At 40.8% G+C, this 22,592-nt stretch carries 26 protein-coding genes; 16 read left to right on the forward strand and 10 right to left on the reverse strand.

All coding sequences use genetic code 11. The features are described 5' to 3' along the window. Positions 1-34 precede the first annotated feature (34 nt). Genes trpA through WBM49_RS10715 form a run of 3 tightly spaced genes read left to right on the forward strand, consistent with a single transcriptional unit; the run spans position 35 to position 2,565 of the window. Positions 35-805 carry a tryptophan synthase subunit alpha gene (trpA, locus tag WBM49_RS10705; RefSeq protein ID WP_424372042.1) on the forward strand — a complete coding sequence of 257 codons (771 nt, stop codon included), beginning with the start codon at positions 35-37 and terminating at the stop codon, positions 803-805. Next, complete coding sequence (locus tag WBM49_RS10710) at positions 802-1,029, forward strand: hypothetical protein (protein ID WP_424372043.1); 228 nt, start codon at positions 802-804, stop codon at positions 1,027-1,029. Before trpA ends, WBM49_RS10710 begins: the two co-directional genes overlap by 4 nt. A gap of 39 nt (positions 1,030-1,068) precedes the next feature. After that, complete coding sequence (locus WBM49_RS10715) at positions 1,069-2,565, forward strand: M20/M25/M40 family metallo-hydrolase (RefSeq protein WP_424372044.1); 1,497 nt, start codon at positions 1,069-1,071, stop codon at positions 2,563-2,565. A 55-nt stretch (positions 2,566-2,620) separates the two neighbouring features. On the opposite strand, the gene WBM49_RS10720 is transcribed toward WBM49_RS10715, so the two are convergent. From WBM49_RS10720 to WBM49_RS10730, 3 genes are all read right to left on the reverse strand, one after another. After that, positions 2,621-3,067, reverse strand: a complete 447-nt coding sequence (locus WBM49_RS10720) for a BLUF domain-containing protein (protein ID WP_424372045.1) — start codon at positions 3,065-3,067, stop codon at positions 2,621-2,623. Positions 3,068-3,097: 30 nt separating this feature from the next. Next, the gene (locus tag WBM49_RS10725; RefSeq protein WP_424372046.1) at positions 3,098-5,644 is read right to left on the reverse strand and encodes a phosphoenolpyruvate carboxylase; all 2,547 of its coding nucleotides are present in this window, start codon (positions 5,642-5,644) and stop codon (positions 3,098-3,100) included. A 278-nt stretch (positions 5,645-5,922) separates the two neighbouring features. Beyond that, on the reverse strand, positions 5,923-6,582 hold the full coding sequence (locus WBM49_RS10730) for a uracil-DNA glycosylase family protein (protein ID WP_424372047.1): 660 nt from the start codon (positions 6,580-6,582) through the stop codon (positions 5,923-5,925). A 114-nt stretch (positions 6,583-6,696) separates the two neighbouring features. Between WBM49_RS10730 and WBM49_RS10735 the strand changes: the two genes are divergently transcribed. Further along, positions 6,697-6,825 (forward strand): 30S ribosomal protein THX, encoded by a 129-nt coding sequence (locus tag WBM49_RS10735; RefSeq protein ID WP_424372048.1) that lies wholly within the window; start codon positions 6,697-6,699, stop codon positions 6,823-6,825. Here the strand turns inward: WBM49_RS10735 and WBM49_RS10740 are convergent. The 4 genes from WBM49_RS10740 to WBM49_RS10755 all read right to left on the reverse strand — a co-directional run bounded on the left by WBM49_RS10740 (position 6,822) and on the right by WBM49_RS10755 (position 9,717). After that, complete coding sequence (locus WBM49_RS10740; protein WP_424372049.1) at positions 6,822-7,187, reverse strand: hypothetical protein; 366 nt, start codon at positions 7,185-7,187, stop codon at positions 6,822-6,824. The two genes, WBM49_RS10735 and WBM49_RS10740, sit on opposite strands and share 4 nt — an antisense overlap. A gap of 56 nt (positions 7,188-7,243) precedes the next feature. Then, positions 7,244-8,005, reverse strand: coding sequence for a peroxide stress protein YaaA (yaaA, locus tag WBM49_RS10745; protein ID WP_424372050.1), 762 nt, complete (start codon positions 8,003-8,005; stop codon positions 7,244-7,246). Positions 8,006-8,099: 94 nt separating this feature from the next. Then, the gene (locus WBM49_RS10750; RefSeq protein WP_424372051.1) at positions 8,100-9,125 is read right to left on the reverse strand and encodes an RluA family pseudouridine synthase; all 1,026 of its coding nucleotides are present in this window, start codon (positions 9,123-9,125) and stop codon (positions 8,100-8,102) included. A 4-nt stretch (positions 9,126-9,129) separates the two neighbouring features. Continuing rightward, positions 9,130-9,717, reverse strand: coding sequence for a PASTA domain-containing protein (locus tag WBM49_RS10755; RefSeq protein WP_424372052.1), 588 nt, complete (start codon positions 9,715-9,717; stop codon positions 9,130-9,132). A 109-nt stretch (positions 9,718-9,826) separates the two neighbouring features. On the opposite strand from WBM49_RS10755, the gene WBM49_RS10760 reads away from it, so the two are divergent. From WBM49_RS10760 to WBM49_RS10775, 4 genes are all read left to right on the forward strand, one after another. Further along, positions 9,827-10,807, forward strand: a complete 981-nt coding sequence (locus WBM49_RS10760) for a D-alanine--D-alanine ligase (RefSeq protein WP_424372053.1) — start codon at positions 9,827-9,829, stop codon at positions 10,805-10,807. A gap of 31 nt (positions 10,808-10,838) precedes the next feature. Then, a complete protein-coding gene (coaD, locus tag WBM49_RS10765; RefSeq protein ID WP_424372054.1) occupies positions 10,839-11,291 on the forward strand; it encodes a pantetheine-phosphate adenylyltransferase in 453 nt (150 codons plus the stop codon). A 190-nt stretch (positions 11,292-11,481) separates the two neighbouring features. Beyond that, positions 11,482-14,139, forward strand: a complete 2,658-nt coding sequence (locus WBM49_RS10770) for a PAS domain S-box protein (protein WP_424372055.1) — start codon at positions 11,482-11,484, stop codon at positions 14,137-14,139. Continuing rightward, entirely contained in the window at positions 14,126-14,530 is a 405-nt protein-coding gene (locus tag WBM49_RS10775) for a response regulator (protein WP_424372056.1), read from the forward strand. The genes WBM49_RS10770 and WBM49_RS10775 overlap by 14 nt, the downstream gene beginning before the upstream one ends. Here the strand turns inward: WBM49_RS10775 and WBM49_RS10780 are convergent. Continuing rightward, a complete protein-coding gene (locus WBM49_RS10780) occupies positions 14,527-15,126 on the reverse strand; it encodes an NUDIX hydrolase (protein ID WP_424372057.1) in 600 nt (199 codons plus the stop codon). The genes WBM49_RS10775 and WBM49_RS10780 overlap by 4 nt on opposite strands. A 7-nt stretch (positions 15,127-15,133) precedes the next feature. Here WBM49_RS10780 and pyrE point away from each other — a divergent pair, with 7 nt between their 5' ends. Together pyrE and WBM49_RS10790 are read left to right on the forward strand one after the other, a co-directional pair. Then, the gene (gene pyrE, locus WBM49_RS10785; protein WP_424372058.1) at positions 15,134-15,775 is read left to right on the forward strand and encodes an orotate phosphoribosyltransferase; all 642 of its coding nucleotides are present in this window, start codon (positions 15,134-15,136) and stop codon (positions 15,773-15,775) included. 4 nt (positions 15,776-15,779) lie between these two features. Continuing rightward, a complete protein-coding gene (locus tag WBM49_RS10790) occupies positions 15,780-16,172 on the forward strand; it encodes an SRPBCC family protein (protein WP_424372059.1) in 393 nt (130 codons plus the stop codon). A gap of 25 nt (positions 16,173-16,197) precedes the next feature. Here WBM49_RS10790 and WBM49_RS10795 read toward each other — a convergent pair whose 3' ends face one another. Then, a complete protein-coding gene (locus WBM49_RS10795; protein ID WP_424372060.1) occupies positions 16,198-16,926 on the reverse strand; it encodes a biotin--[acetyl-CoA-carboxylase] ligase in 729 nt (242 codons plus the stop codon). A 96-nt stretch (positions 16,927-17,022) separates the two neighbouring features. Between WBM49_RS10795 and rsfS the strand changes: the two genes are divergently transcribed. The 6 genes from rsfS to WBM49_RS10825 are packed head-to-tail and all read left to right on the forward strand — an operon-like array spanning position 17,023 to position 21,818. Further along, the gene (gene rsfS, locus WBM49_RS10800; RefSeq protein ID WP_424372061.1) at positions 17,023-17,400 is read left to right on the forward strand and encodes a ribosome silencing factor; all 378 of its coding nucleotides are present in this window, start codon (positions 17,023-17,025) and stop codon (positions 17,398-17,400) included. A gap of 3 nt (positions 17,401-17,403) precedes the next feature. Beyond that, on the forward strand, positions 17,404-19,431 hold the full coding sequence (gene ftsH, locus WBM49_RS10805; protein WP_424372062.1) for an ATP-dependent zinc metalloprotease FtsH: 2,028 nt from the start codon (positions 17,404-17,406) through the stop codon (positions 19,429-19,431). A 53-nt stretch (positions 19,432-19,484) separates the two neighbouring features. Further along, positions 19,485-20,099, forward strand: a complete 615-nt coding sequence (locus tag WBM49_RS10810; RefSeq protein ID WP_424372063.1) for an LUD domain-containing protein — start codon at positions 19,485-19,487, stop codon at positions 20,097-20,099. A 1-nt stretch (position 20,100) separates the two neighbouring features. After that, on the forward strand, positions 20,101-20,901 hold the full coding sequence (locus WBM49_RS10815) for a phosphatidate cytidylyltransferase (protein ID WP_424372064.1): 801 nt from the start codon (positions 20,101-20,103) through the stop codon (positions 20,899-20,901). Beyond that, positions 20,891-21,562, forward strand: a complete 672-nt coding sequence (locus WBM49_RS10820; RefSeq protein WP_424372065.1) for a phosphatidylserine decarboxylase family protein — start codon at positions 20,891-20,893, stop codon at positions 21,560-21,562. The genes WBM49_RS10815 and WBM49_RS10820 overlap by 11 nt, the downstream gene beginning before the upstream one ends. Next, positions 21,549-21,818: an acyl-CoA-binding protein gene (locus tag WBM49_RS10825; RefSeq protein WP_424372066.1), complete on the forward strand. Its 270-nt coding sequence runs from the start codon at positions 21,549-21,551 to the stop codon at positions 21,816-21,818. The genes WBM49_RS10820 and WBM49_RS10825 overlap by 14 nt, the downstream gene beginning before the upstream one ends. A gap of 6 nt (positions 21,819-21,824) precedes the next feature. On the opposite strand, the gene WBM49_RS10830 is transcribed toward WBM49_RS10825, so the two are convergent. After that, positions 21,825-22,592, reverse strand: a complete 768-nt coding sequence (locus tag WBM49_RS10830) for a creatininase family protein (protein ID WP_424372067.1) — start codon at positions 22,590-22,592, stop codon at positions 21,825-21,827.

Raw genomic sequence — 22,592 nt, forward strand, 5'->3', positions numbered from 1 at the left:
AACTCGTATCGCTCCATAAAAGCACAACAAAAGGATGAACAGAATTCAGCAAAAAATTAGGGAAGACAAAAAACTCCTGTCTATTTATTTTACGGCAGGATACCCGTCATTAGGAGATACCGTGCCAATCCTTATGGCCTTAGAACAAGCAGGAGTAGACATGATAGAAATAGGATTACCATTTAGCGACCCCCTCGCAGACGGCCCTACCATACAAGCAAGTTCTACAGCCGCTTTACGCAACGGGATGCGCACAGAGGTACTTTTTGAACAATTAAAGGATGTTCGGAAAAAAGTATCTGTGCCCCTTGTTATCATGGGGTATTTTAACCCTGTACTGCAATATGGTGTGGAGGCGTTTTGTAAGAAATGTGAGGAAATAGGTATTGACGGGATTATCTTGCCAGATCTTCCCCTCGATGTGTATCAGGACGAATACGAAAAAATATTTAAGGCACATGGACTACTCAATATTTTCCTTATAACCCCACAGACCAGTGATGAAAGAATTCATCAAATAGACCGGGGATCAGACGGATTTATTTATATGGTTAGCTCTGCCAGTACCACCGGAGCAAAGCATGGCCTTGGGGAAGAACAACATGCATACTTTAAACGAATTTCGGACATGAAGTTGAAAAATCCACAGATTGTTGGTTTTGGGATCAGCAATGCTGCGACCTTTAACCAAGCTACCAAAAACGCAAAAGGTGCTATTATTGGTTCTGCCTTTATCAAAATGCTGACCGAAAAGGGAACTAAGGGAATCGACTCTTTTGTTACATCCATAAAACCGTCAATATGAAACTGCTGGATAACTGGAAATTGGTACTCTTGCTCTGCCTTACTCTGGGCCTTGCGCCATATTTTCCGGAACCCCATCTCTGGGGCAAACTTAAATGGGTGGCAGGCGGTGCTGTTGGAATGGCTTATATGGACTGGTTTGATCTCCTACTGCACGGCACACCATTTTTATTATTGCTTCGAGTAGTAATTATTAAATTAAGAACCCCTAGGCTACAGAGTTGAGAATTGTTTACATTTATTCCATAATAGATCTTTGATACCATGAAGAAGCTTTTTACACTTATTTCCATTTTTTGTATTGGCACAATTGCCTATCCACAGGTGGATATTGATTTAAAATCGCAGGTAAGACATGCCATAGATGAATTGGTCCAATTTGTGGCAATCCCCAACGATGCACTTCAAACAGCAGATATTAATCGCAATCTCAATTGGCTAACACAAGAATTCAACAAACGTGGTTTTAATACCTCAGTATTGCCCACAGAGGGTCAGTCTTTATTCTTCGCGGCACTGCCCATGGAAGATGAAAAGCCTACCGTACTATTCTATATGCACTTCGACGGACAGTCTGTGGATCCTTCTAAATGGGATCAGCCAGATCCTTATAAAGTAGTACTAAAGTCGCCCGAAGCGGATGGTTTTATTACCAGATCTTTTGAAGAATTAAAAGAAGATATTGACTATGACTGGCGACTTTTCGGACGGTCTACCTCGGATGATAAAGGTCCGATTGTTATGTTCCTGAACGCCATTGATCTTTTAAAGAAAGAAAACAAGCAGATACCGTTTAACCTTAAGGTAATTCTGGATGGGGAGGAAGAGAAAAGCAGTAAACCCCTGCCAAAAGCTGTAAAGGTGTACAAGGATCTGTTGGAGGCCGATTTTTTAGTGATCAATGACGGGCCGGTGCATCCTTCAGGAAAACCCACCGTGGTGTATGGTTGCAGGGGAATTACCTCCCTTAGCCTCACCACCTACGGCCCGGAGTTTCCGCAGCACAGCGGACATTACGGAAATTATGCCCCTAATCCGGGATTTCAATTGGCCCAACTTCTGGCTAGCATGAAAGATTCCGAAGGAAGGGTGAGCATTCCGGGGTATTACGATGGGATCAACATAGATGATGCCACCATGAACATCCTGAAAAGTGTCCCTGATGATGCCACAGCCATCAATGCACATCTTGCCATTAAAACGCCGGAAAAAGTAGGGGACTTCTATCAGGAATCCTTACAATATCCTTCTTTAAACATCAGAGGACTTGGATCTGCCTGGATCGGTGAGAAAGCCAGAACCATTGTACCTGCTACAGCCACGGCCGAGCTAGACCTTCGGTTGGTACCCGAATCTGATGGTACACGGCTAAAAAAGCTGGTACGATCCTATATTCAGAAAGAAGGATTTTATATTACCGATACTATCCCAACCCGTGAGGAACGAATGGCACATTCAAAAGTACTTACCTTAAGAGAGGGCTCTGTGACCGATGCATTCCGTACGGATCTCAATAATGAATATGGAAATTATTTAGTGCGTGTACTGGGAGAAACATTTCAGGAACCTGTGGTACAGATACGTATCATGGGAGGCACGGTTCCCATTGCTCCTTTTATAAATGAATTAAAGATCCCTGCATTCATTGTGCCCATGGTAAACCCGGACAACAATCAGCACAGTCCAAACGAAAACCTGCGCATAGGCCAGATTGCTTATGGCATTAAGACCTTTTACACCCTCCTGAGCAGTCCTTTATAGTGTTGCGAAGGGAATTGTTAGAAGCCAATAGATAAGGGTGGTTAGGCTGTGTATGTTATTTGTAGAACTTGGTTTCCGTTAAAAGGGAGTGGATGTTATACCAAAAAACCTTGGAGGTAAAATCGTTCATGGTAGAAATATTAGCCAATTCCTCTTTTGCCTTTTTGGCCAATTCTTCTTTTTCCCCTTTAATTTCCTCGGGTAGTTCAATATAGCCCATGTTCCAGGAATTAAAAATCTTGTTTTTAGTCCAGCCGGTGGAAAGGATCTCTGTGTTAGTATGCCGGGCATCTTTTTTAATCTTTTTGAACAATTCATCTACCGGGTCTTGTTCTCCTTCCAATATTTGGATAAAATGACCTCTGTCATAGATCAGACAACCTGTAATCCCCGCCTGCCTGTTAAATGCAATGGCAGTGTCTACGATCTCCATGATCTGTTCAGTCTTTATACTGGGGAGGGCTTTCGATCGATAGGTGAGTTGATAGACTTTTTGATTCATTACCAAATGATTGTAAAAAGTGAAGCTGCATTACGCAGAATTCCTACTGGCATTTATATTTCCATAAAGAGAACGTGTTACAATTTTCTCATATACTTCTTTATCCCTATTGTTCTGGCCTATCTTGTGCAGGGCGTATTGTTGGATAACCAGTAAGGGCAGTACAATATTCTCCCTTATCTTTATGGACTCCCTGGAAACGGCCTCATTTTCCATAAGGATCTTAAAATTACTGATTTTTAATAACATTTTTTTGGACAACAGGTATTCGTCATAAAGAATCTGCCAAAAAGGGCCATATTCCGGATCATCCTTCATATAGGCGGTAAGTTCAAAATAGCATTTGGAGAGCGACATCATACTGTTGAGCATTAGGGCCTCAAAGAAGGGTACTTCCCTGTACAATTTTTTGATCTCCTTTAATCTTCCTTGTTCCGCAAGGGCCTGTAAGGCGGTACCTATACCAAAATATCCCGGAACATTTTGTTTGAGTTGACTCCATGAGCCTACGAAGGAAATTGCCCTTAGATCGGTTAATTCTAGCTTCGCCTTCTGCCCCCTTTTCCCGGGTCTGCTCCCAATGTTGGCCTTGGTGTAATATTTTAAGGTACTCCTGTTCTCCAGATACGGAATAAACATGGGATGCTGTTTAAGGGCATCGTATTTTTCAAAACTCAATAAGGACAATTCTTCCAGTAATTTCCTCGATTCTGTGCTGATCACATTTTCCTTCCCAAACAAATTGTTAGACAGGCCTGCTGTGAGAAGTTGTTCGGAATTATGGATAAAATGATCTTTGGTACCATAGGTACTGGTGATGGTTTGACCCTGAATAGTGAGCTGTATCTCATTATTGGCAATCTCTTTGGTTTGGGAGGCATAAAATCTGTGGGTTTTACCTCCCCCACGTGCCGGAGGACCTCCCCTGCCATCAAAAAACAACGCTTTAATGCCATGTTTAGAGCAGACCTTGGATAGCGTTTCTTTGGTCTTAAAAATAGACCAGTTGGCTTTTAAGTAACCCCCATCTTTTGTGCCGTCAGAAAACCCAAGCATCATGGTTTGTTTCTGATCTCTTTGTTGCAGATGACGTTGATATTCGGGAAGTGAGAACAAAGTGTTCATAATGGCCTCTGACCGCTCCATCCCTACCATGGTCTCAAAAAGAGGTACTATGTCGAATGAAATATCTCCGGGTGCATAGCCACACCATCTAAAAAGGGCATGGACAAAAAGCACAGAAAATATATCTTCAGAATTACTGATGATATACCTGTTACAACCATCTTCCCCATTTTTTTCTTTGATCTCCTTTAGCTGTTTAATATTTACAATGGTGTCTTGTAATATTTCATCCTCAAAATCCTCGGCCTTTAGCTGAAGGTTTTCATGCAACAGTATCCTTGTGAGTTCTTCATCATCTAATTCTGAGAGTGAATCCTGAATAAACCTGTTGTTTTTAAGGGTCGCTTCTATGAGTTGAACGTGTTTGCTGTGATCCTGTCTGATGTCGAGGGTAGCGAAATGGGTTTTAAAAATGCGAACTTTATCCATTAACTGTTCCAGATCTTTACTGTAAAGGCCCTGGTATCTTTCGTCCAATGTTTCCTTAATTCCCGTCAGGAGGCTTATGATCTCCTCATAAGCCAAGAACTTATCTACATTAAACATGGCGGTGTACAATTGATCCTGAAGATGGTTCAGTGGTTGCTGCAGCCCTTTAAAAGTTAATTTCTTACGTAATTTTTTTAAATCGTTATAATAGCACTTCATTAAGGTAATTCGCAGTTCATCGGCAACATCCTTTGTGATAGCTGCCGTCACAAACGGATTGCCATCTCTGTCCCCTCCGGGCCAAAACCCCAGTTTTAAGATATTGTAATTTTCAAAATTTTCTTTCCGGATATTGTCCTTGATATAACTGTACAGCTCCCCCACTGCATCGTAGTAAATATTCCTGAGAATATAAATGATATTCTTAGCCTCCTCTAAAGGAGTAGGCTTTTTTGAATTGATGAGTGAGGTAAGACCGAGTTGCTGCAAGACAACATCAATGTCGTTTATCTTATCCTCAAGGATCAGCTGTCTTAATTCCTCAATAATATCTAGCACTGCGGGAGTATAAAACTGAGTCGGATGTGCCGTTAGGACGATACGCGCACTAAATGTCTCCAATTGCCTGGAAATATCGTTCCATTTCTTGGTTTTATTTACCAATTGAAAGTAATCCTTGATGGTTCGGGAGGTACTTAATTCATGTAATTTTGGAAACGCGGCATCCTCAACACTATCATACAATACTACCTGGCGTTCTACATACTGAATGATGCGAAACATAAAATCTATCTTCTCCTGATCATCACTTATTTCCGCATAGTTGGCAAAGAAATGGTCCATGATCTGCTGCGGATTTTGACCAGACTGTAATCCCTTCTCACATTGGTGAGTTAACAGTGGGATAAGCATCCCAACATTTTCTATGTTTTGATACGGAAGGTTTAAAAACAAGCTATTGTAGATATAGAACTTGTTGGTGACCAATTTCTTGAATTCTTCTAAACGTTTGGTTCCTGGCATATGTATATTCTCTTCAAGTTGAGAAAAAGGATAATAAAAATCTTTTTTCCTATCAGGTATAAATATCTGTATTATTCCTGAAGACTGGTCTTCTAAAGACCTAAATAACAAAATAATCTATCCTGACAACAAAACTAACACAGTTTACAACATAGATTCTTTTTTACGGGAGTTCTCTGGTATATTGCCTATGTAATTAATAAATAACCGTTTTTCATTTTCATATAGTGTTCTCGTAAAAGGGTCTTGTTCTGCGACAAGGCCCTTTTTTAATTTCATTAAAAGAACGGCTTATATTGCAAGACTCTAAAATCGAAGGTCGTGAAAGTGGGATTCTCGTTTTTAAGTTCCTTATAACTATCCATACTCCCTATAGCCCGGTTTGCCGCTCCCGAAGGTGCCGTTAAAGACACCGTCCTGATCTCTCTGGTAGAAGATTTTAACGAAAACTGATGAATTCTGGGCACTTCATCTGAGATACATCGCAGAGAAATTCCGTGTTCTTTCAGTTGTTTTCGGAAAAGGTATTCGGGACCGTTAAGACTGTTCCCTCCGGTAAACAAAAGCGTATGGATGTTTGGAAAATGATGTAAATAGTTTAAAATATTTCTTAGACGTATATCTTTCATGCCCAGATCGGAGGCATCTACCTTAGTTCTCTGGGCACTAGCTACAATGTCGCAAATTCCGATCTTTCGCTTCCGCAAGAAAGCCATCCGTTCTTCAATGGCGCTTTGGGTAGTTTCATAGTGGAGGGAAAGACTAAAAATTCGATCCAGAATTGGCCAAAGCTGACCGTCCTTACTGCCGTAGCAGAAATTCACATCGCCATGCTTTAACGCCCCTATGGTAAACCTGGGCGGTGGTAAGGTACCAACGATCATTTTGGTGGCCTCGGGAAAAAGGAACGGCTCGTATGGGTGGGCATGGTTGAACAATGGACAGGCTTCAATAAAGGCAAGGTACTATTTTTAGTCCTGGTTCTCAAAAGCCAGGCCCTTGCTTCCTTGTTCTTTTCATCTACTTTTTATATCTTAAAGTAAAATATACACATGGGAAAAGGAGATAAGAGCAGTAAGCGAGGCAAGATTGCTAATAAATCGTATGGGACCCGCAGGCCTCGTAAGATAAAAAAGAGACCTACGCTGGAGGAAAAAATCAATTTAAAAGGGAAGACTTAATCGATACTAAATTCTAAAGTAACTTGGCCCTCAGTATCTATATCTAATTCATAGGTATATAGCCCAATTGGGAGTATTTCTTCCCCAACAAAGTCGATAGGCTGCAAAACGTATACCTCTTCGCCGGAAGTGATCCTTATGTAGGCATAGGAATAAGCTGTTTCAAATTCCTTATATTCGGAATAGGTATCGGGATCTAGGGCTTCGTAGATATGATCCTCATCTCCAACGAGCACCTCATCAAAGACTAGGGAACTCTTATTGTTTATCCGGATATTGATGGAGGTAATATCATCGTCCCTGTCAGAACAGGCCATGGTCATTAATCCCAAGCTCATACATAAAATGATCAATCGTTTCATAGCTGCGTATTGTAAGTGATGTTATACGATTAAAACGATCGGAAGAGGAAAATATTCTATCGGACAAATACCGGTTGGTGATCCTTCAGGGTGTGTTCTTTACTGAATTGATAATCATCACCAGTAAATCCTCGAATATCGTCCAGGGTTCGGGCCCCACTATCTGCAAGGTATCGCACCATAGAACCCCTTGCTTTTTTTGCAAAAAAGCTGAGCACCTTAAGCTTATCATTCTTCCAATCTTTAAAAATTGGGGTAATTATGGGATTCTTTATTTTTTTGGTGTCCAGAGCAGTGAAATACTCATTACTAGCCAGATTCACCAACATTTCACCTTCTTCTAACTCTTCATTCAGGGCATTGGTTAGGGTAGATCTCCAAAATTCGTACAAATTCTTATTGCTTCCTATTTTAAGAGAGGTACCCATCTCTAATCTGTAAGGCTGAATAAGGTCTAAGGGTTTAAGAATTCCGTAGAGACCAGATAAGATCCTAAGGCTTTGCTGCAATTCCAAAACTTTATCTTCGGACAAACTATAGGCATCCAGGCCCTGGTATACATCTCCATTAAAGGCGTAGATTGCCGGCCTGGCATTATCAGGGGAGAAGGGTAACTTAAATTGCTGATTTCGCTCCCAGTTAACTTCTGCCAATTGAGTAGAAATTTCCATCAATTTCATAAGCGACCTTGGGCTCTTTTTGGCCAGTATCTTATTGATCCGTTCCGATTCTTTGAGAAATGCGGGCATGGAATATTGTGAGGTAGGAACACTAGATTCAAAGTCGAGCGATTTAGCAGGAGAAATTACAATCTTCATAAACAACACTTTTCAACGAAAATAAGAAGGAAAATTGGGAAACCGGGGCGGCGAATTCTAATTGTTTCCAATACGTCTATTGAAAGTATTTATACTACCGGCTATGCTTGGAATAATGCCGCCACTTATCAATGCACAAAGACATATCCTCAGGAAGTTCGGTATTGAACTGTACTTTTTCACCACTTACAGGATGAATAAATCCTAAGGTCTTGGCATGCAGTGCCTGCCTGGGCAAAATTTTAAAACAATTATCTACAAATTGCTTGTATTTTGTAAAGGTGGTTCCTTTCAAGATCTTATTACCCCCATAACGCTCATCATTGAACAGGGTATGACCAATATGTTTCATATGTACCCTGATCTGATGTGTCCTGCCGGTTTCCAACACACAGCTTACCAGGGTAACGTATCCGAGGCGTTCTAGTACCTTGTAATGCGTTACGGCCTCCTTCCCCTGCTCTCCTTCAGGAAATACCTGCATTTGGAGTCGGTTCTTTGGGTTTCTGGCAATATTACCTTCAATAGTTCCTTCTTCTTCATCAATATTCCCCCAAACCAGAGCTACGTATTGCCGTTCGCTGGTCTTATCGTAGAATTGTTTGGCCAGATGCGTCATGGCTTCATTGGTCTTGGCAATTACCAATAAGCCAGAAGTATCTTTATCGATTCTATGGACGAGTCCTGGTCGGCCACTCGAATTCTCAGGAAGATCCTTGATATGATGAGCCAGGGCGTTAAGTAAGGTACCAGAATAATTTCCATGTCCGGGATGCACTACCATCCCTGCAGGTTTATTTACAACCAGTACGGTCTCATCCTCGTAAACGATGTCTAAGGGAATATCTTCGGGTGTTAGGAGGTATTCATAAGGGGGGTGTTCAAATAGGACCCGTACCTCATCTCCTGCTTTTACCTTGTAATTCTGTTTAACTACCTGGTTATTAACCCAGATATTTCCACCTTTAGCAGCTTGTTGAATTTTATTCCGGGTAGCATTTTCAATAAAGTTCATTAAGAACTTATCTACACGCAGAGGTTCCTGCCCTTTTGAGGCAGTAAATCGATGATGTTCAAAAAGATCATCTTCAGAAGGATCGGCAACCTGGTAGTCATCCATAGGGTTATTGTGCGTCGGCTTTTATTCTGGCCTGACCAGGAATAGTACCATTCCCACAGATAAGCTCAATTTTCGAGGTCTTTGGCAATTTATCTCCGGGGCTGATACTCTTCCCCTTAAATTTGGCATAGTACACCATATCCTTGCCCAGTTCGTCTATATAGGTAATTCTCTCCACATCTAATCCTACGGCTCTTAACATAGAAGCCGCATTGCGCTGGGTTACCTGTACAATATTGGGAACGGTAACTTTTTTATAGCCCGAAGGATTGATAGTTATATATATTTTCCTATTCTCCTTAACCATGTTCCCGGCTGGTGGGTTCTGTTCTATGATAGAGAACCTGGGGTAATCTGGATCATAATTGGCAGAATCCAGTACCTCATAGCGAAGGTTGGCGCTCTCCAGGGTCTCTCGCATGTCTGTCACAGACATTTTAGAAAGACTAGGCACCTCAACCAGTTCTCCGTGATGTGTAGATCCCTTGAGCCATTGCAACGCACCCCAGGAGATCACCAATACGGCTACCAAAGCAAGACCGAGATTTATCAGCAGTGTTTTGCTGCGAAGAAAATTCAAAAAATTCCTCATAAGTTTACTTTATAACCTGGCAAAGATAGGAAACCGAATGCTTTTTTCTTTACTTTGATTCTGTTATCAACCGTGACTCGTTCTTGAACCAAACCTCGTGCTAGCAAATATGAAAGTGAATATTGCCATTATCATGGGAGGCTTTTCCAGCGAACATCAGATCTCCTTACTAAGCGGCCAGAATGTTTACGTACAGTTGAACAGGGAAAAATATACCCCCTACCGCGTCGTAATATCTACGGAAAAATGGGTCTGTTTAGACGATACAGACAAGGAATATCCTGTAAATAAAGCAGATTTTACGGTAGTGATTGGTAATGACAAGGTCTCCTTCGGATGTGTATTCAATGCTATTCACGGCACGCCGGGGGAAGATGGATTAATGCAGTCTTACTTTAAACTACTGGGGTTGCCACAGACTTCCTGTGGGTATTACCAAGCTGCTTTAACGTTTAATAAACGAGATCTTCTGAGCGTCTTAAAACCCTACGGCATTAAATCTGCACCCTCCTGCTATCTGAATGAAGGAGATAGGATAAACGAGGAAGAGATCATTAAAAAAGTTGGGTTACCCTGTTTTGTAAAGGCTAACAAGGCCGGCAGTAGTTTTGGAATTTCCAAGGTATATACCAAGGAGGAAATACAGCCTGCTATAACAAAAGCCTTTGGAGAAGACAATGAAATCATTATAGAGTCCTTTTTAGAAGGGACCGAAGTGTCTGTAGGTGTTATTACCTATAAGGGGGCAACAAAAGTTTTGCCTATCACCGAGATCGTCACTGAAAACGACTTCTTTGATTACGAAGCGAAATACGAAGGAAAGTCACAAGAGATCACCCCCGCCAGGATTTCAGACACAGAAAGAGCGCATGTTGAACAGTACGCCAAACTGGCCTACGAGGTTCTAAAAATGAAGGGATATACGCGCAGTGAGTTTATTTTGATAGATGAGATTCCTTATATGCTGGAGATGAATACCACACCTGGCCTAACGGAACAGAGTATTTTACCCAAGCAGGCTTTAGCCGCAGGCCTGTCCCTGTCCGAACTTTTTGAATCTGCCATTGAAGAAGCGTTAAACGAAAAATAAGTACCTTTAAAATTGTATAAAATAGCTTGCTATGAGACGTGCCATTTTCCCGGGTTCTTTTGATCCTATAACCTTAGGGCATTACGATATTATAGAAAGGGGAATTCACCTCTTTGACGAGATCATCATTGCTATAGGAAGTAATGCGGAAAAAAAATATATGTTTTCCGAAAAGAAACGCAAGGCCTTTATAGCCGACGCTTTTAAAGGAGAAAAGAAAATTAAGGTAGATACTTACACCGGCCTCACCATCGACTTTTGTCAAAAAGTAAATGCCCAATTTATTTTACGTGGCCTTAGAAATCCGGCCGACTTTGAATTTGAGAAAGCCATTGCCCATACAAACCGAAAACTCTCCGGGATTGAAACAGTCTTTCTGCTTACCTCGTCGGGAAAATCTTACATCAGTTCTTCAATTGTGAGAGATGTGATCCGCAATGGTGGTGATTACACCTCCCTGGTTCCTGACACAGTTAAGATTTAATGAATTGCAGCTAATATGATACTTTAGAACACCCACTTTGTATAAATCTTCCTCCTAGATAATTTCCGATCTCCCTCAATTATTAATTTTATGTAAGTTTTTTCTTACTTTAGTGTAGTATTTACCTATATTCCATGGAATATTGTACGCACACAACTAGAATGAGCAGGTTCACAACAATCATTAAATAATGTTGAATAATCAGAATACATTAGTAAGAAATTACGACATAATGTTGCGTGGTACCCCTACAGTAAGCTTTGAATACCTAATAAAACAGTTGCCAACCGCAACTGCTTTTATTAATAAAAAGCTTGAGGTAGAATTTGTTTCTGACAAGTGGATCAATGATTTCGATTTAAGCAAAAAAAGTGTTATTGGGCAATCTATCCATACCCTTTTTGATGATATAAGTGAAGAATGGGAAAAGGTTCTTAAGAAATGTCTGAAAGGAGAAATAAGTCAAAAAAGCCTGCATCGTTATTTTGATAACGAAAAGAATGAGCGCTGGTTTGAATGGCAGAACATCCCCTGGTACGATGAAAAGGAAAACGTCATTGGGGTTATCCTTCAAACGGAGAACGTTACTGACAAGGTTAGCTTAGAACTCAAAGCCGAAAAATTGGCTATCATTTTAGAAACCCATTCTGATGATACCAATGTTGGCAGTTGGGAATTCGATATAGAACGCAACACCCTGCATTGGTGCCCCACTACAAAAAAGTTACACGAAGTAGTTCCAACCTATGAGCCCAATATCGATACGGCAATTAATTTTTACAAGGAAGGCTACAGCAGGAATACCATCGCAATGGCAGTTGACAGGGCTATTCAAAAAGGTGAACCCTGGGAAGAGACATGCGAACTCATAACCGCAAAGGGGAAAGAAATTACTGTAATTGCCAAAGGGAAACCAATAGTTAAAGATGACAAATTAATAGGTCTTGTAGGGATCTTCAAAGATATCACTCCAACACTCGAATCTGAAATAAGGACTCTCCAACAAGAGCGTCACTTCCGGACCATCTTTAATTCATCCTACCAGTTTACAGGTATTCTGGATACCAAGGGTACATTTCTGGAGGTGAATAATACGGCCTTACAATTTTCGGGCCTGCAAGAGAGTGAAGTAGTCAATAAAAAATTCTGGGACGCCTACTGGTGGCCTATTCCGGAGTATGTAAAGGACGGACTCAAGGAAATCATAAAGGCAGCTTCGCAAGGGGAAACCATGCGTAGCGAGATTGTTGTGCTCGATAAAGACAAGAACCCTATCCCGGTAGATTTTAGTTTAATTCCGGTCTACGATGATAATAACAGGGTGGTTTCGCTGCTTGCTGAGGGCCGTATGATCAAAGAAATGGTGGCGGCACGTCAAAAACTAAAGATCAGTGAGCAAAAATTCCGGGCCCTTTATGAATTATCACCTACCAGTTATATCCTAAGTGATTTTGACACAGGCGAGATCCTCGATTTCAATACCGCTTTTGAAAGGACTACAGGGTATCACAAAGATACTCTTGGCACTTTGCATGTGAGCGACATTTTAGTGACGGTATCCAAAACACAACTCCTCAGGATCAAAAAGGAGATCGAAACAAACAATACCTTCGGACCAGAGGAGCAACAATACATAAAAAAGGACGGAACCAAATTCTCGGTCCTGGTCAGTGGTTCCCTGGTTGGTAATAAAAAGGGGCGAAAATTATTATGGTCCACCGCACAGGATATCTCAGAGAGTAAACTCAAAGAGATACAACTCAAAGAAGAACAGGAATTATTAAGAACCTTAATAGATAATTTACCCCTGAACGTCTTTATCAAGGACCTTGACTCTCGCAAGATCTTGGTCAATAAATCAGAATTAGACTATTTGGGGATAAAGGATCAAGCAGAGGTTCTCGGCAAAAATGATTTTGATCTATACGACAAAGAGATAGCTGAAATCTCCAGAGAAGAGGATCTTAGAGTAATGCAGTCTGGAGAACCCATGCTGGGCGTAGAGACCATCAATGTAAAGAAAGACGGTACGACCACCACTTTCCTCACCTCGAAAATTCCACTTAAAGGTAATAAAGGCAATGTAAAAGGACTTATTGGGATTAGCCTGGACATCTCGGATCTGAAACGCAAGGAAGAGGAATTGCACGATCTTATTAATGTAACCTCCCATCAGAATAAAAAACTGATCAACTTTGCGCATATAGTTTCCCATAATTTAAGGTCGCATACCGCTAATTTTTCAATGCTCTTAGACTTCCTCATTAGTGAAACAGATGCGGAGGAGAAGAACAGGATCATTAAAATGCTGATGGAAGCCTCAGACAATCTCCTGGAAACACTGGAAAATCTAAATGAGGTAGTGGCCATTAGTACCAAAATAAATCTGGATAAGAAATCCATCAATCTAAATGAGAAAATCACAGCGGTAGAAAAAAATCTAATTGCCTTTTTAAAGAATAGTAATGCACTGATAATTAATGAGGTAGATAAATCTCTTGAAGTGAAAGCTGTGCCGTCTTATGTGGAAAGCATTCTTATGAACTTTATCACCAACTGCATTAAATACAAAGATCCGATGCGCAGACCCGTGGTACATTTAAGCGCAGAAACCAATGAAAACTATACCATACTGTCTATCAAGGACAATGGTCTGGGAATAGATTTGGAAGAACATGGAGAAAAATTGTTTGGAATGTACAAGACATTCCACGAAAACCCTGATGCCAGGGGAATTGGCTTATATATTACCAAGAATCAGATTGAGGCGATGAATGGTAAAGTTACTGTAGAGAGTGAGGTTGGTAAAGGCACCACCTTTAAAATATACTTTAATGAAAAAAATTAAGAGTATTTGCATCATAGATGATGATCCTATCACTGTTTTTGGGATCAAGAAAATGCTGAGTTCTTTCGATCTCGCAGATGAAATCAAGACCTACGTAAACGGAAAAGAGGCAATTGATGAGATAACCTTAATTATAGAACAAAACACTCCGGTACCTGAAGTGATATTTCTGGATATCAATATGCCTATAATGGATGGATGGCAGTTTCTGGAAAAATTCCTCACATTAAAGGTAGATACCAAAATAATGATCAACATAGTTACTTCTTCTATTGACCCGTATGACAGGCAACAGTGGGAGCGCTTTAAGGCTACCACCCATCACCTCTTAGAATTTAAGAATAAGCCTATTCGGAAGAGTGATATTTTGGAAATTACGAAAGCTGCCTAGTGAAATTTATCTCCTTCAAAAAGAATTCTGATATTAGTGTATGAATTCTCCAGGGCCTTTTTGATCTTATGCGGACCTTTCCATTTAACTTTTTCTATTTTCTCACTTTTTTGTCCCACTAATTTGCCTTTATAGGAAGTTTGCATGGCGTACCAGTGCACTTCTTTGAGCTTGTAGGTGCCTCCTTTTTTGAATACATGGTAGGTGGTCTTTAAAAAGTTTTCGATCTTCAACCCTTGCACACCCGTTTCTTCCTCTACTTCTCGTAGTGCACATTCTTCAAGAGTTTCCCCCTTGTCTAAACGGCCCTTGGGGAGGTCCCACTTATCATTCCTGTAAATAAACAATACCTTGCCTTGCTTATTGGTCACTACCCCACCTGCAGCAACTTCGAGTGGTATTTTCTTTGTAAATTTCTTGAGAATTTCTTCATGATTGGGGTGATAGATATAAGCAGCCTGCAACTTCTTTTTAGCCAGGGCGTCTATGGCGTTATTGATTGCAGATTCGTTTAGCAGGAAGTATTCACCATTAACAGTTTCTGAGAGTTTGTTTGTTAAAACTAAGGGGGCGTCATTAACAAAAACTTTATACATTTGCGAAATGATTTTGGACAAGCACACTGCTAATAAAACTGCAGAACTACTTCTGCAAATTAATGCAATTAAGTTGAGACCCGAAAATCCATTTACTTGGGCTTCGGGATGGAAATCTCCCATTTACTGTGATAATAGAATTATGCTTTCCTTTCCGGTGATCAGGAATTACATCAAAGAGGAGATCGCAAAACAAGTTGAGGACCTTTATGGGAAACCGGATATCATAGCCGGAGTGGCCACAGGAGCTATTGGTATTGGAGTCTTAGTTGCCGAATACCTGGGACTGCCGTTTATTTACGTCAGACCGGAAGCGAAGTCGCATGGAAGGCAGAACCAGATAGAAGGCCTTTTGGAAAAAGATCAGACCGTTGTGGTTATTGAAGACCTCATCAGTACTGGGAATAGCAGTTTAAATGCCGTGGACGCTCTTGCCGGTAATGGTGCAAAAATCAAAGGTATGATTGCTATCTTTACCTATGGTTTCCAATTAGCCACTGAGAATTTTAAAAAGAAGGGGATAGAGCTGCATACGCTTAGTGATTTTGAGACCTTAATTCAACTTGCCTCAGAAACTAACTACATAAAAGAAGAACAATTACATACGCTAATGGAGTGGAAAAAGGATCCTTCACTCTGGAAATCATAACACTATGCATATAGAAACACCCAAAAAGACGGTTGAGAAAAGTAATGAGGCAGTCTATACATTTCTTACAGATCTGAAGAACTTTGAAAAACTAATGCCAGAGTCTATCGATAAGTTTGAGATCTTAGATGATGACACCTTCCTGTTTGCCCTGAAAGGCATGCCTCAAATAGTGCTGAAACGCAAAGAACAAGTTCCGTTTGAACGTATTGTCTTGGGCGCAGCAAGTGAAAAACTTCCGTTTACACTCAGTGCACATATTTCTGAAATAGATGCCAATACCAGCGAAGTGATGTTAAATTTTGAAGGCGAATTCAATGCCATGATGGCAATGATGATCAAAAATCCTATAACCAATTTTATAGGAACACTATCGGAAAATCTCAAAAAAATATAAGGATCTTAACGGGATCTGCTTCTTCTCAGTAACCATACGCTATTTCTTTGAAACCATAGGCTGTTATTCCTCGTGATTCTTGTTCCAAAAGGAGTTGGCCTGCCTTGTTGACCCCCCTAATGGTGCCTTTGATCTCTATGCCCTTCACCGTATAGACAGAAGGAACATCCTTTCTGAAAAGCAGCTGTTGATATTCCTTTTCCAGGACCTTTAGTTTCTTAACCTCCAAAAACTCCATCTGCTTTTTTATATTCAAGAGAATATCGATCAGCAATACATCCGGATCGTAATGTTTGGCCGTTATTTGTTTTAAAGAGGCCGCATTAGGCAAAGAATCAAAGGATTCCTGATTCACATTTAACCCAATGCCAAGAATTGAATTTTTAAGCGAGGAGCCTTTAACAATATTTTCTATCAGGATACCACAAAGTTTTTTCCTGCCTGACAGAATGTCGTTAGGCCATTTAATGGAAAGTTCGGGTATTTGCAGTGATGAAAGTGCTTTGTAAATTCCGAGTGAGACCGCCATGGAAACAAAAAACTGGTCCCTTGCCTGCAGCTCCTTATGACACTTTAACACGCTAAATGTGAGGTTCTTACCACCCTCAGAGGCCCAATACGCCCCGCCTTGCCCACGGCCCTGAAGTTGCTTTTCTGCAACCAATACGGTGTAATCTTCCATCGGAGTATCCTGCAACATTCTTTTTAGATGCAGATTGGTAGAATCCGTGGCACTAACTTTGATTAACTTCATAAGGTGAGGAAGATCCTTTACAGGTACAATGTTATGTTAAAAACAATGGTTAAGAAAACAAAAAAATAATAACTTTGTAAAAACTAAAAACTTTGGATGCAGAAACGGAAGGCTAGCGCAGATGAATTAATCGCTTTAATATTACACGGAATAGAAGAAGTTAAAGGACTTGAAATTAATCTACTCGACCTAAGAGACATAGAAAATACCGTTTGCGACTACTTTATAATTTGTAATGGTACCTCTAATACGCATGTAAATGCGATCGTAAATTCAGTTCAAAAAACAGTTAGTAAAGGCATCAAAGATAAACCCTGGCATGTAGAAGGTTCTGAAAATGCCGAATGGGTGCTTCTGGATTATGTAAACGTAGTAGTTCACGTTTTCCAAAAGCAGGTAAGAGACTTTTATGATATTGAAGGGCTATGGGGAGATGCGAAAGTAACCATGGTAGAAAGCAGTTTTAATCAATAAAAAATGGCTAAAGAAAATAATAGTACCCCGCAGAAAAAACCAAAATTCAGCTCCTGGTGGATTTATGGCCTGATTGCGGTTTTACTCATAGGTTTTAATATTTTTGGGAGCGGAAGTCTTACTTCTACCCGGAAGACCACTACCTCTGAATTACAACAATACCTGAGGACTGGTGATATTGCAAAGATCGTAATCATTACCAACACCAACCAGGCCAAAGTATTTCTGACCGAAGAGGCGTTGGCAAAAGATGTGCATAAAGATGTGGCCAATAAACCCTTCTTTCCCACAACGGCAGAGCTCCCTCAATATGTCCTGGATTATGGTGATCTACAGATCTTTCAAAATGAAATCACAGAAATTAAGAAAGAGAACTCCCTCAATACTATCGTAGAATTTGATAAAGAATCGAACGTACTTGGGGACCTTTTAATAACCATCATCCCGTTTGTCCTTATAATTGGAATTTGGATCTATCTGATGCGGCGTATGTCTGGCGGAGGAGCAGGAGGTGCAGGCGGACAGATATTTAACATAGGTAAATCTAAGGCGAAACTCTTTGATGAGAAAACCGATACCAGGACCTCTTTTAAAGATGTTGCAGGATTGGAAGGCGCAAAAGAAGAGATAGAGGAAATCGTAGAATTCCTCAAAAATCCGGATAAGTATACATCCCTGGGTGGAAAGATACCTAAAGGCGCTTTGCTGGTGGGCCCTCCGGGTACCGGTAAAACCTTACTCGCTAAAGCAGTGGCCGGCGAGGCCAAGGTGCCGTTTTTCTCCTTGTCGGGATCAGATTTCGTAGAAATGTTTGTAGGCGTAGGAGCCTCCAGAGTACGCGACCTATTTAAACAAGCCAAGGATAAGGCTCCTGCGATCATCTTTATAGATGAGATAGATGCCATTGGACGCGCCAGAGGAAAGAATAATTTCACAGGATCTAATGATGAGCGAGAGAATACTCTAAATCAGCTTCTCACAGAAATGGACGGTTTTGGAACCAACACCAATGTCATAGTACTGGCAGCCACTAACAGGGCCGATGTACTGGATAAGGCATTGATGAGGGCAGGAAGATTCGACAGGCAGATCTATGTAGATTTACCAGACATCAGAGAACGCAAGGAGATCTTTGAGGTACACTTAAGACCTATCAAAACTGCAGAAACGCTCGACCTCGACTTTCTTGCTAGACAGACGCCCGGATTCTCTGGAGCAGATATTGCCAATGTTTGTAATGAAGCAGCATTAATCGCAGCCAGAAAAGAGAAAAAGGCAGTTGGAAAACAAGATTTCCTGGACGCAGTAGACCGTATTGTAGGTGGACTGGAAAAGAAGAACAAGATCATTACTCAGGACGAGAAGAAGACCATTGCCTACCATGAGGCAGGGCACGCCACCGTAAGTTGGATGCTAGAACATGCCGCACCCCTGGTAAAGGTAACTATAGTCCCAAGAGGCCAATCCCTAGGTTCTGCCTGGTATTTGCCAGAGGAACGACTTATTGTTAGACCGGAACAAATGAAGGATGAGATGTGTGCTACTCTGGGAGGAAGGGCTGCAGAAAAGGTAATTTTCAACATGATCTCCACTGGTGCCTTAAGCGATCTTGAGAAAGTTACGAAACAGGCACGGGCCATGGTAACCATATATGGTCTCAATGATGCGATAGGGAATCTTACCTATTATGATTCATCAGGGCAAAATGAATATGGTTTCACCAAACCCTATAGCGAAGAAACTGCTCAGACCATAGATCAGGAAATTTCCAAGCTTATTGAGGCCCAATACGCCAGAGCTATACAGGTCTTAGAAAAGAACAAGGACAAATTGACCGAACTTGCAGAAAGGTTGTTAGAAAAAGAGGTTATCTTTAAAGAAGACCTTGAGAAGATATTTGGAAAAAGACCTTTCGAAAAACATTTCGATAAGAAAGGACAAGAGATTACCATAGAAAAGGAAGAACCTAAGGCTAAAGAACTGCCTGAGGACAAGGAAAAACCAAAAAAACTAGCCAAGGATAAAAAATAAATTCCTTGAATTGTTGTAGAAATTAGTACTTTAATCACGATCTAATTCAAGAAATGGGACTATTTTCCAGCTTATTTGGGGGAGGTAAAAAAAAGAAGGGCTCTAAGGCAATTATGGAGACCAGAGGAGTCCACATGCCCGACCTGAATCTTCCCATTGATGAAAAATTTACTATTCATTTCAAGAAGAACGGAGGGAAATTCTTGTATTGCGACTCATTTGCAGAAGTCTCAGAAGCCCTAAAGAATATAATTGAAGAAAACCATTGGGAAGAGTTACCATTCTATAGCATGGACCCCAGATTGGAAGAAAAATTTTCCAAGGAGAACATAGTTTTCAGCCATAAAGTGGCAGACACTGAGATCTTTTTTACAACTTGTGAACACCTTATTGCCCAAAACGGATCTATTTTGGTTTGCTCCAATCAATTAAAAGAAAGTAAACTGAGTGAACTCCCCGAGAATGTTATCGTTTTTGCAACTACAAGTCAATTAGTGGAAAATATTGGGGAAGGCTTAAAGGCGATCAAAAAGAAATACAAAAAAGGCATCCCGGCGAATATCACCACTCTAAAACACTTTCAGGCTACCAATGAAAATGCGGATGACTTTCTGACATACGGAAGTAGTTCTAAGCATTTATACCTCATACTATTGGAAGACCTATAAGATGACAGAACTTTTAAGGCGTTTACTTACAGGAGTTGTATATGTTATTTTACTGCTCTCCGCCGTTTTTCTAAGTTCTGACGCTTTCGATTTTCTTTTTATGGTCTTTGGCCTGGCCTGTCTTTATGAATACAAAAAATTAGTTGGTCTGAGGGGCTACCATGTTTTTGCAGCATATCTGGGATTATGGTGGTTATTTATTTATATCATCAGGGATGAAGTGCTTATCAACGTGCTCATGTTCCTCTCCATCACCGTAAACATTGCTCTGATTTATTTTCTTTTTTCACGTAAAAAAATATACCATGCCTATGAGAAGTTTCTCGTAGGGCTTTTCTATATTGGGGGAGGCTGCATCTTTTTGACCATGATCCCTTACAAAAACGATGCATTTGCAAAATTGTTGATAATGGGTATCTTCATTCTTATTTGGGTTAATGATTCATTTGCCTACCTGGTAGGCAAGTCTATTGGAAAAAGAAAACTTTTTCCTTCTGTCTCTCCAAAAAAGACCATTGAAGGCACTATTGGCGGTTTTATTTTTACCATGATAGCAGCCTATATCATGGCGCACTACGAACCTATTGTAAAACCAACACAATGGATCATTCTGGCAGCTGTGATCGTGATCATGGGCAGTGTTGGGGACCTGGTTGAATCTAAGCTTAAAAGAGAGGCAGGCGTTAAAGACAGCGGTGCCATATTACCAGGGCACGGAGGTATGCTCGATAGGTTAGATAGTCTTATATTTGCAGCACCATTTGCATATTTGACCTTAAATATTTTTACCTATGTTTCATAGAGAAGGGCGTGCCATCATCCTATCTACTTTTTTTATCACAGCAGTGATCATCCTTTTGGCGCACTTTTACATTCAGGACCCTTCTATTAAGATAGTCCTGCAAGTAGTTTCGATTGTGATCCTTATCCTGATCCTACAATTCTTTCGAAATCCTAAAAGAATAGCGAACAAAAACTTTAATGAAATCCACGCTCCTGTCGACGGAAAAGTGGTGGTCATTGAACGCGTCACGGAAAACGAATATTTCAAGGACGAAAGACAGCAGATTTCTATTTTTATGTCACCGGTAAATGTGCATGTTACCCGATATCCTGCAAGCGGTGTGGTGCGGTATTCAAAGTATCATCCCGGTAAATACCTCTTCGCCTGGCACCCAAAGTCGAGCGAAGAAAATGAACGCACCTCCGTCGTGATAAGAACACCTAAATTCGGAGACATTATGTATCGCCAAATTGCAGGTGCCATGGCAAGGCGCATTGTGAATTATGCGGAAGAGGGTGAAAGTGTTCAGCAGGGTGAGGATAGCGGCTTTATAAAATTTGGTTCCAGGGTGGATTTATTTTTACCTTTAGATGCACGAATAGCGGTAAAACTAAATCAAAAAGTAAAAGGAGCCATAACCTGTATTGCCAGCGTAAAAATAGAAGATGGAGAAGGATAGTTTACATACAGAATTTGAGAAAGCGGTTAATTTTGTGAGTAACTATACCGACCCCCTCCCGCCAGATCTGCTTCTGAAACTATATGCCTACTACAAAATAGCCAATAAGAACTACAACAATCCGGGAAGTAAGACCCCACTGATCAATGCGTTTAAGGCCAATGCCCTGATTCAGGCACAGAACCTACAGCCTGAAGAGGCTATGGAAATGTATATTGTATTGGTAAAAAAGGAATTTGGCAGAAGTAATTTTTAAGAATTTTCATTCATAGAGATCCGATATATCTGCCCTACACAAGTCGAGCATCATCTCTCCCATTTTAGCAGTTACATCCTTAAAGAATTGCTCACCTTTTTCTTTGGTTGCAAAAGCGGGGTTTCCTATACCTGTGTCCTCAGATACCTGAGACCATTTGCGTTCTGCCCACACCCATCCTTCTGTAAAAGCTTTGATTTTAAATGACTTGGCGTTACCCTTCCCCCACTCCTTCTTTGGCAGTACCAGATCTGGTTTTAAATACAAAAGCAGGCTGGTCTCCATTTCTTCCGCATGATCCCCCGTTTCCTTGAAATATGTCGCTCTGTCAAATACTTTGGTCCAATTTGAAACACATATGAACATCTCTGGGAATTTTAAGCCCAGTTCCCGCACAAGCGCCTTAAAATTGTTACCCCCATGACTGTTAAAGATCATAAATTTTCTGATGCCCTGCCTGTTTAGAACTGTAAGGATATCTGAAAGAATGGCGAACTGGGTAGAAGGATTTAGATTTATATCCAGATAGATATCGGATTGTCCCGTATTAACCCCAAAGGGGATTGCAGGCAAGACAATGACCTTTCCCCCTTGTTCCCAGGCATGCTTCGCGGCCTCAGAAGCCAATTCCTCTCCTTCGTAAACGTCGGTGGCATAGGGCAAATGGTAATTATGTGCTTCGGTGGCGCCCCATGGCAAAACAGCTAGTTCAAAGGAGGCATTTTTAAGGGATTTCCAGTTGGTCTCGGCAAGGATATAAGGTCTAATGGCCAT

The organism is Muriicola sp., from assembly GCF_049669965.1.
Classification (GTDB): domain Bacteria; phylum Bacteroidota; class Bacteroidia; order Flavobacteriales; family Flavobacteriaceae; genus Muriicola.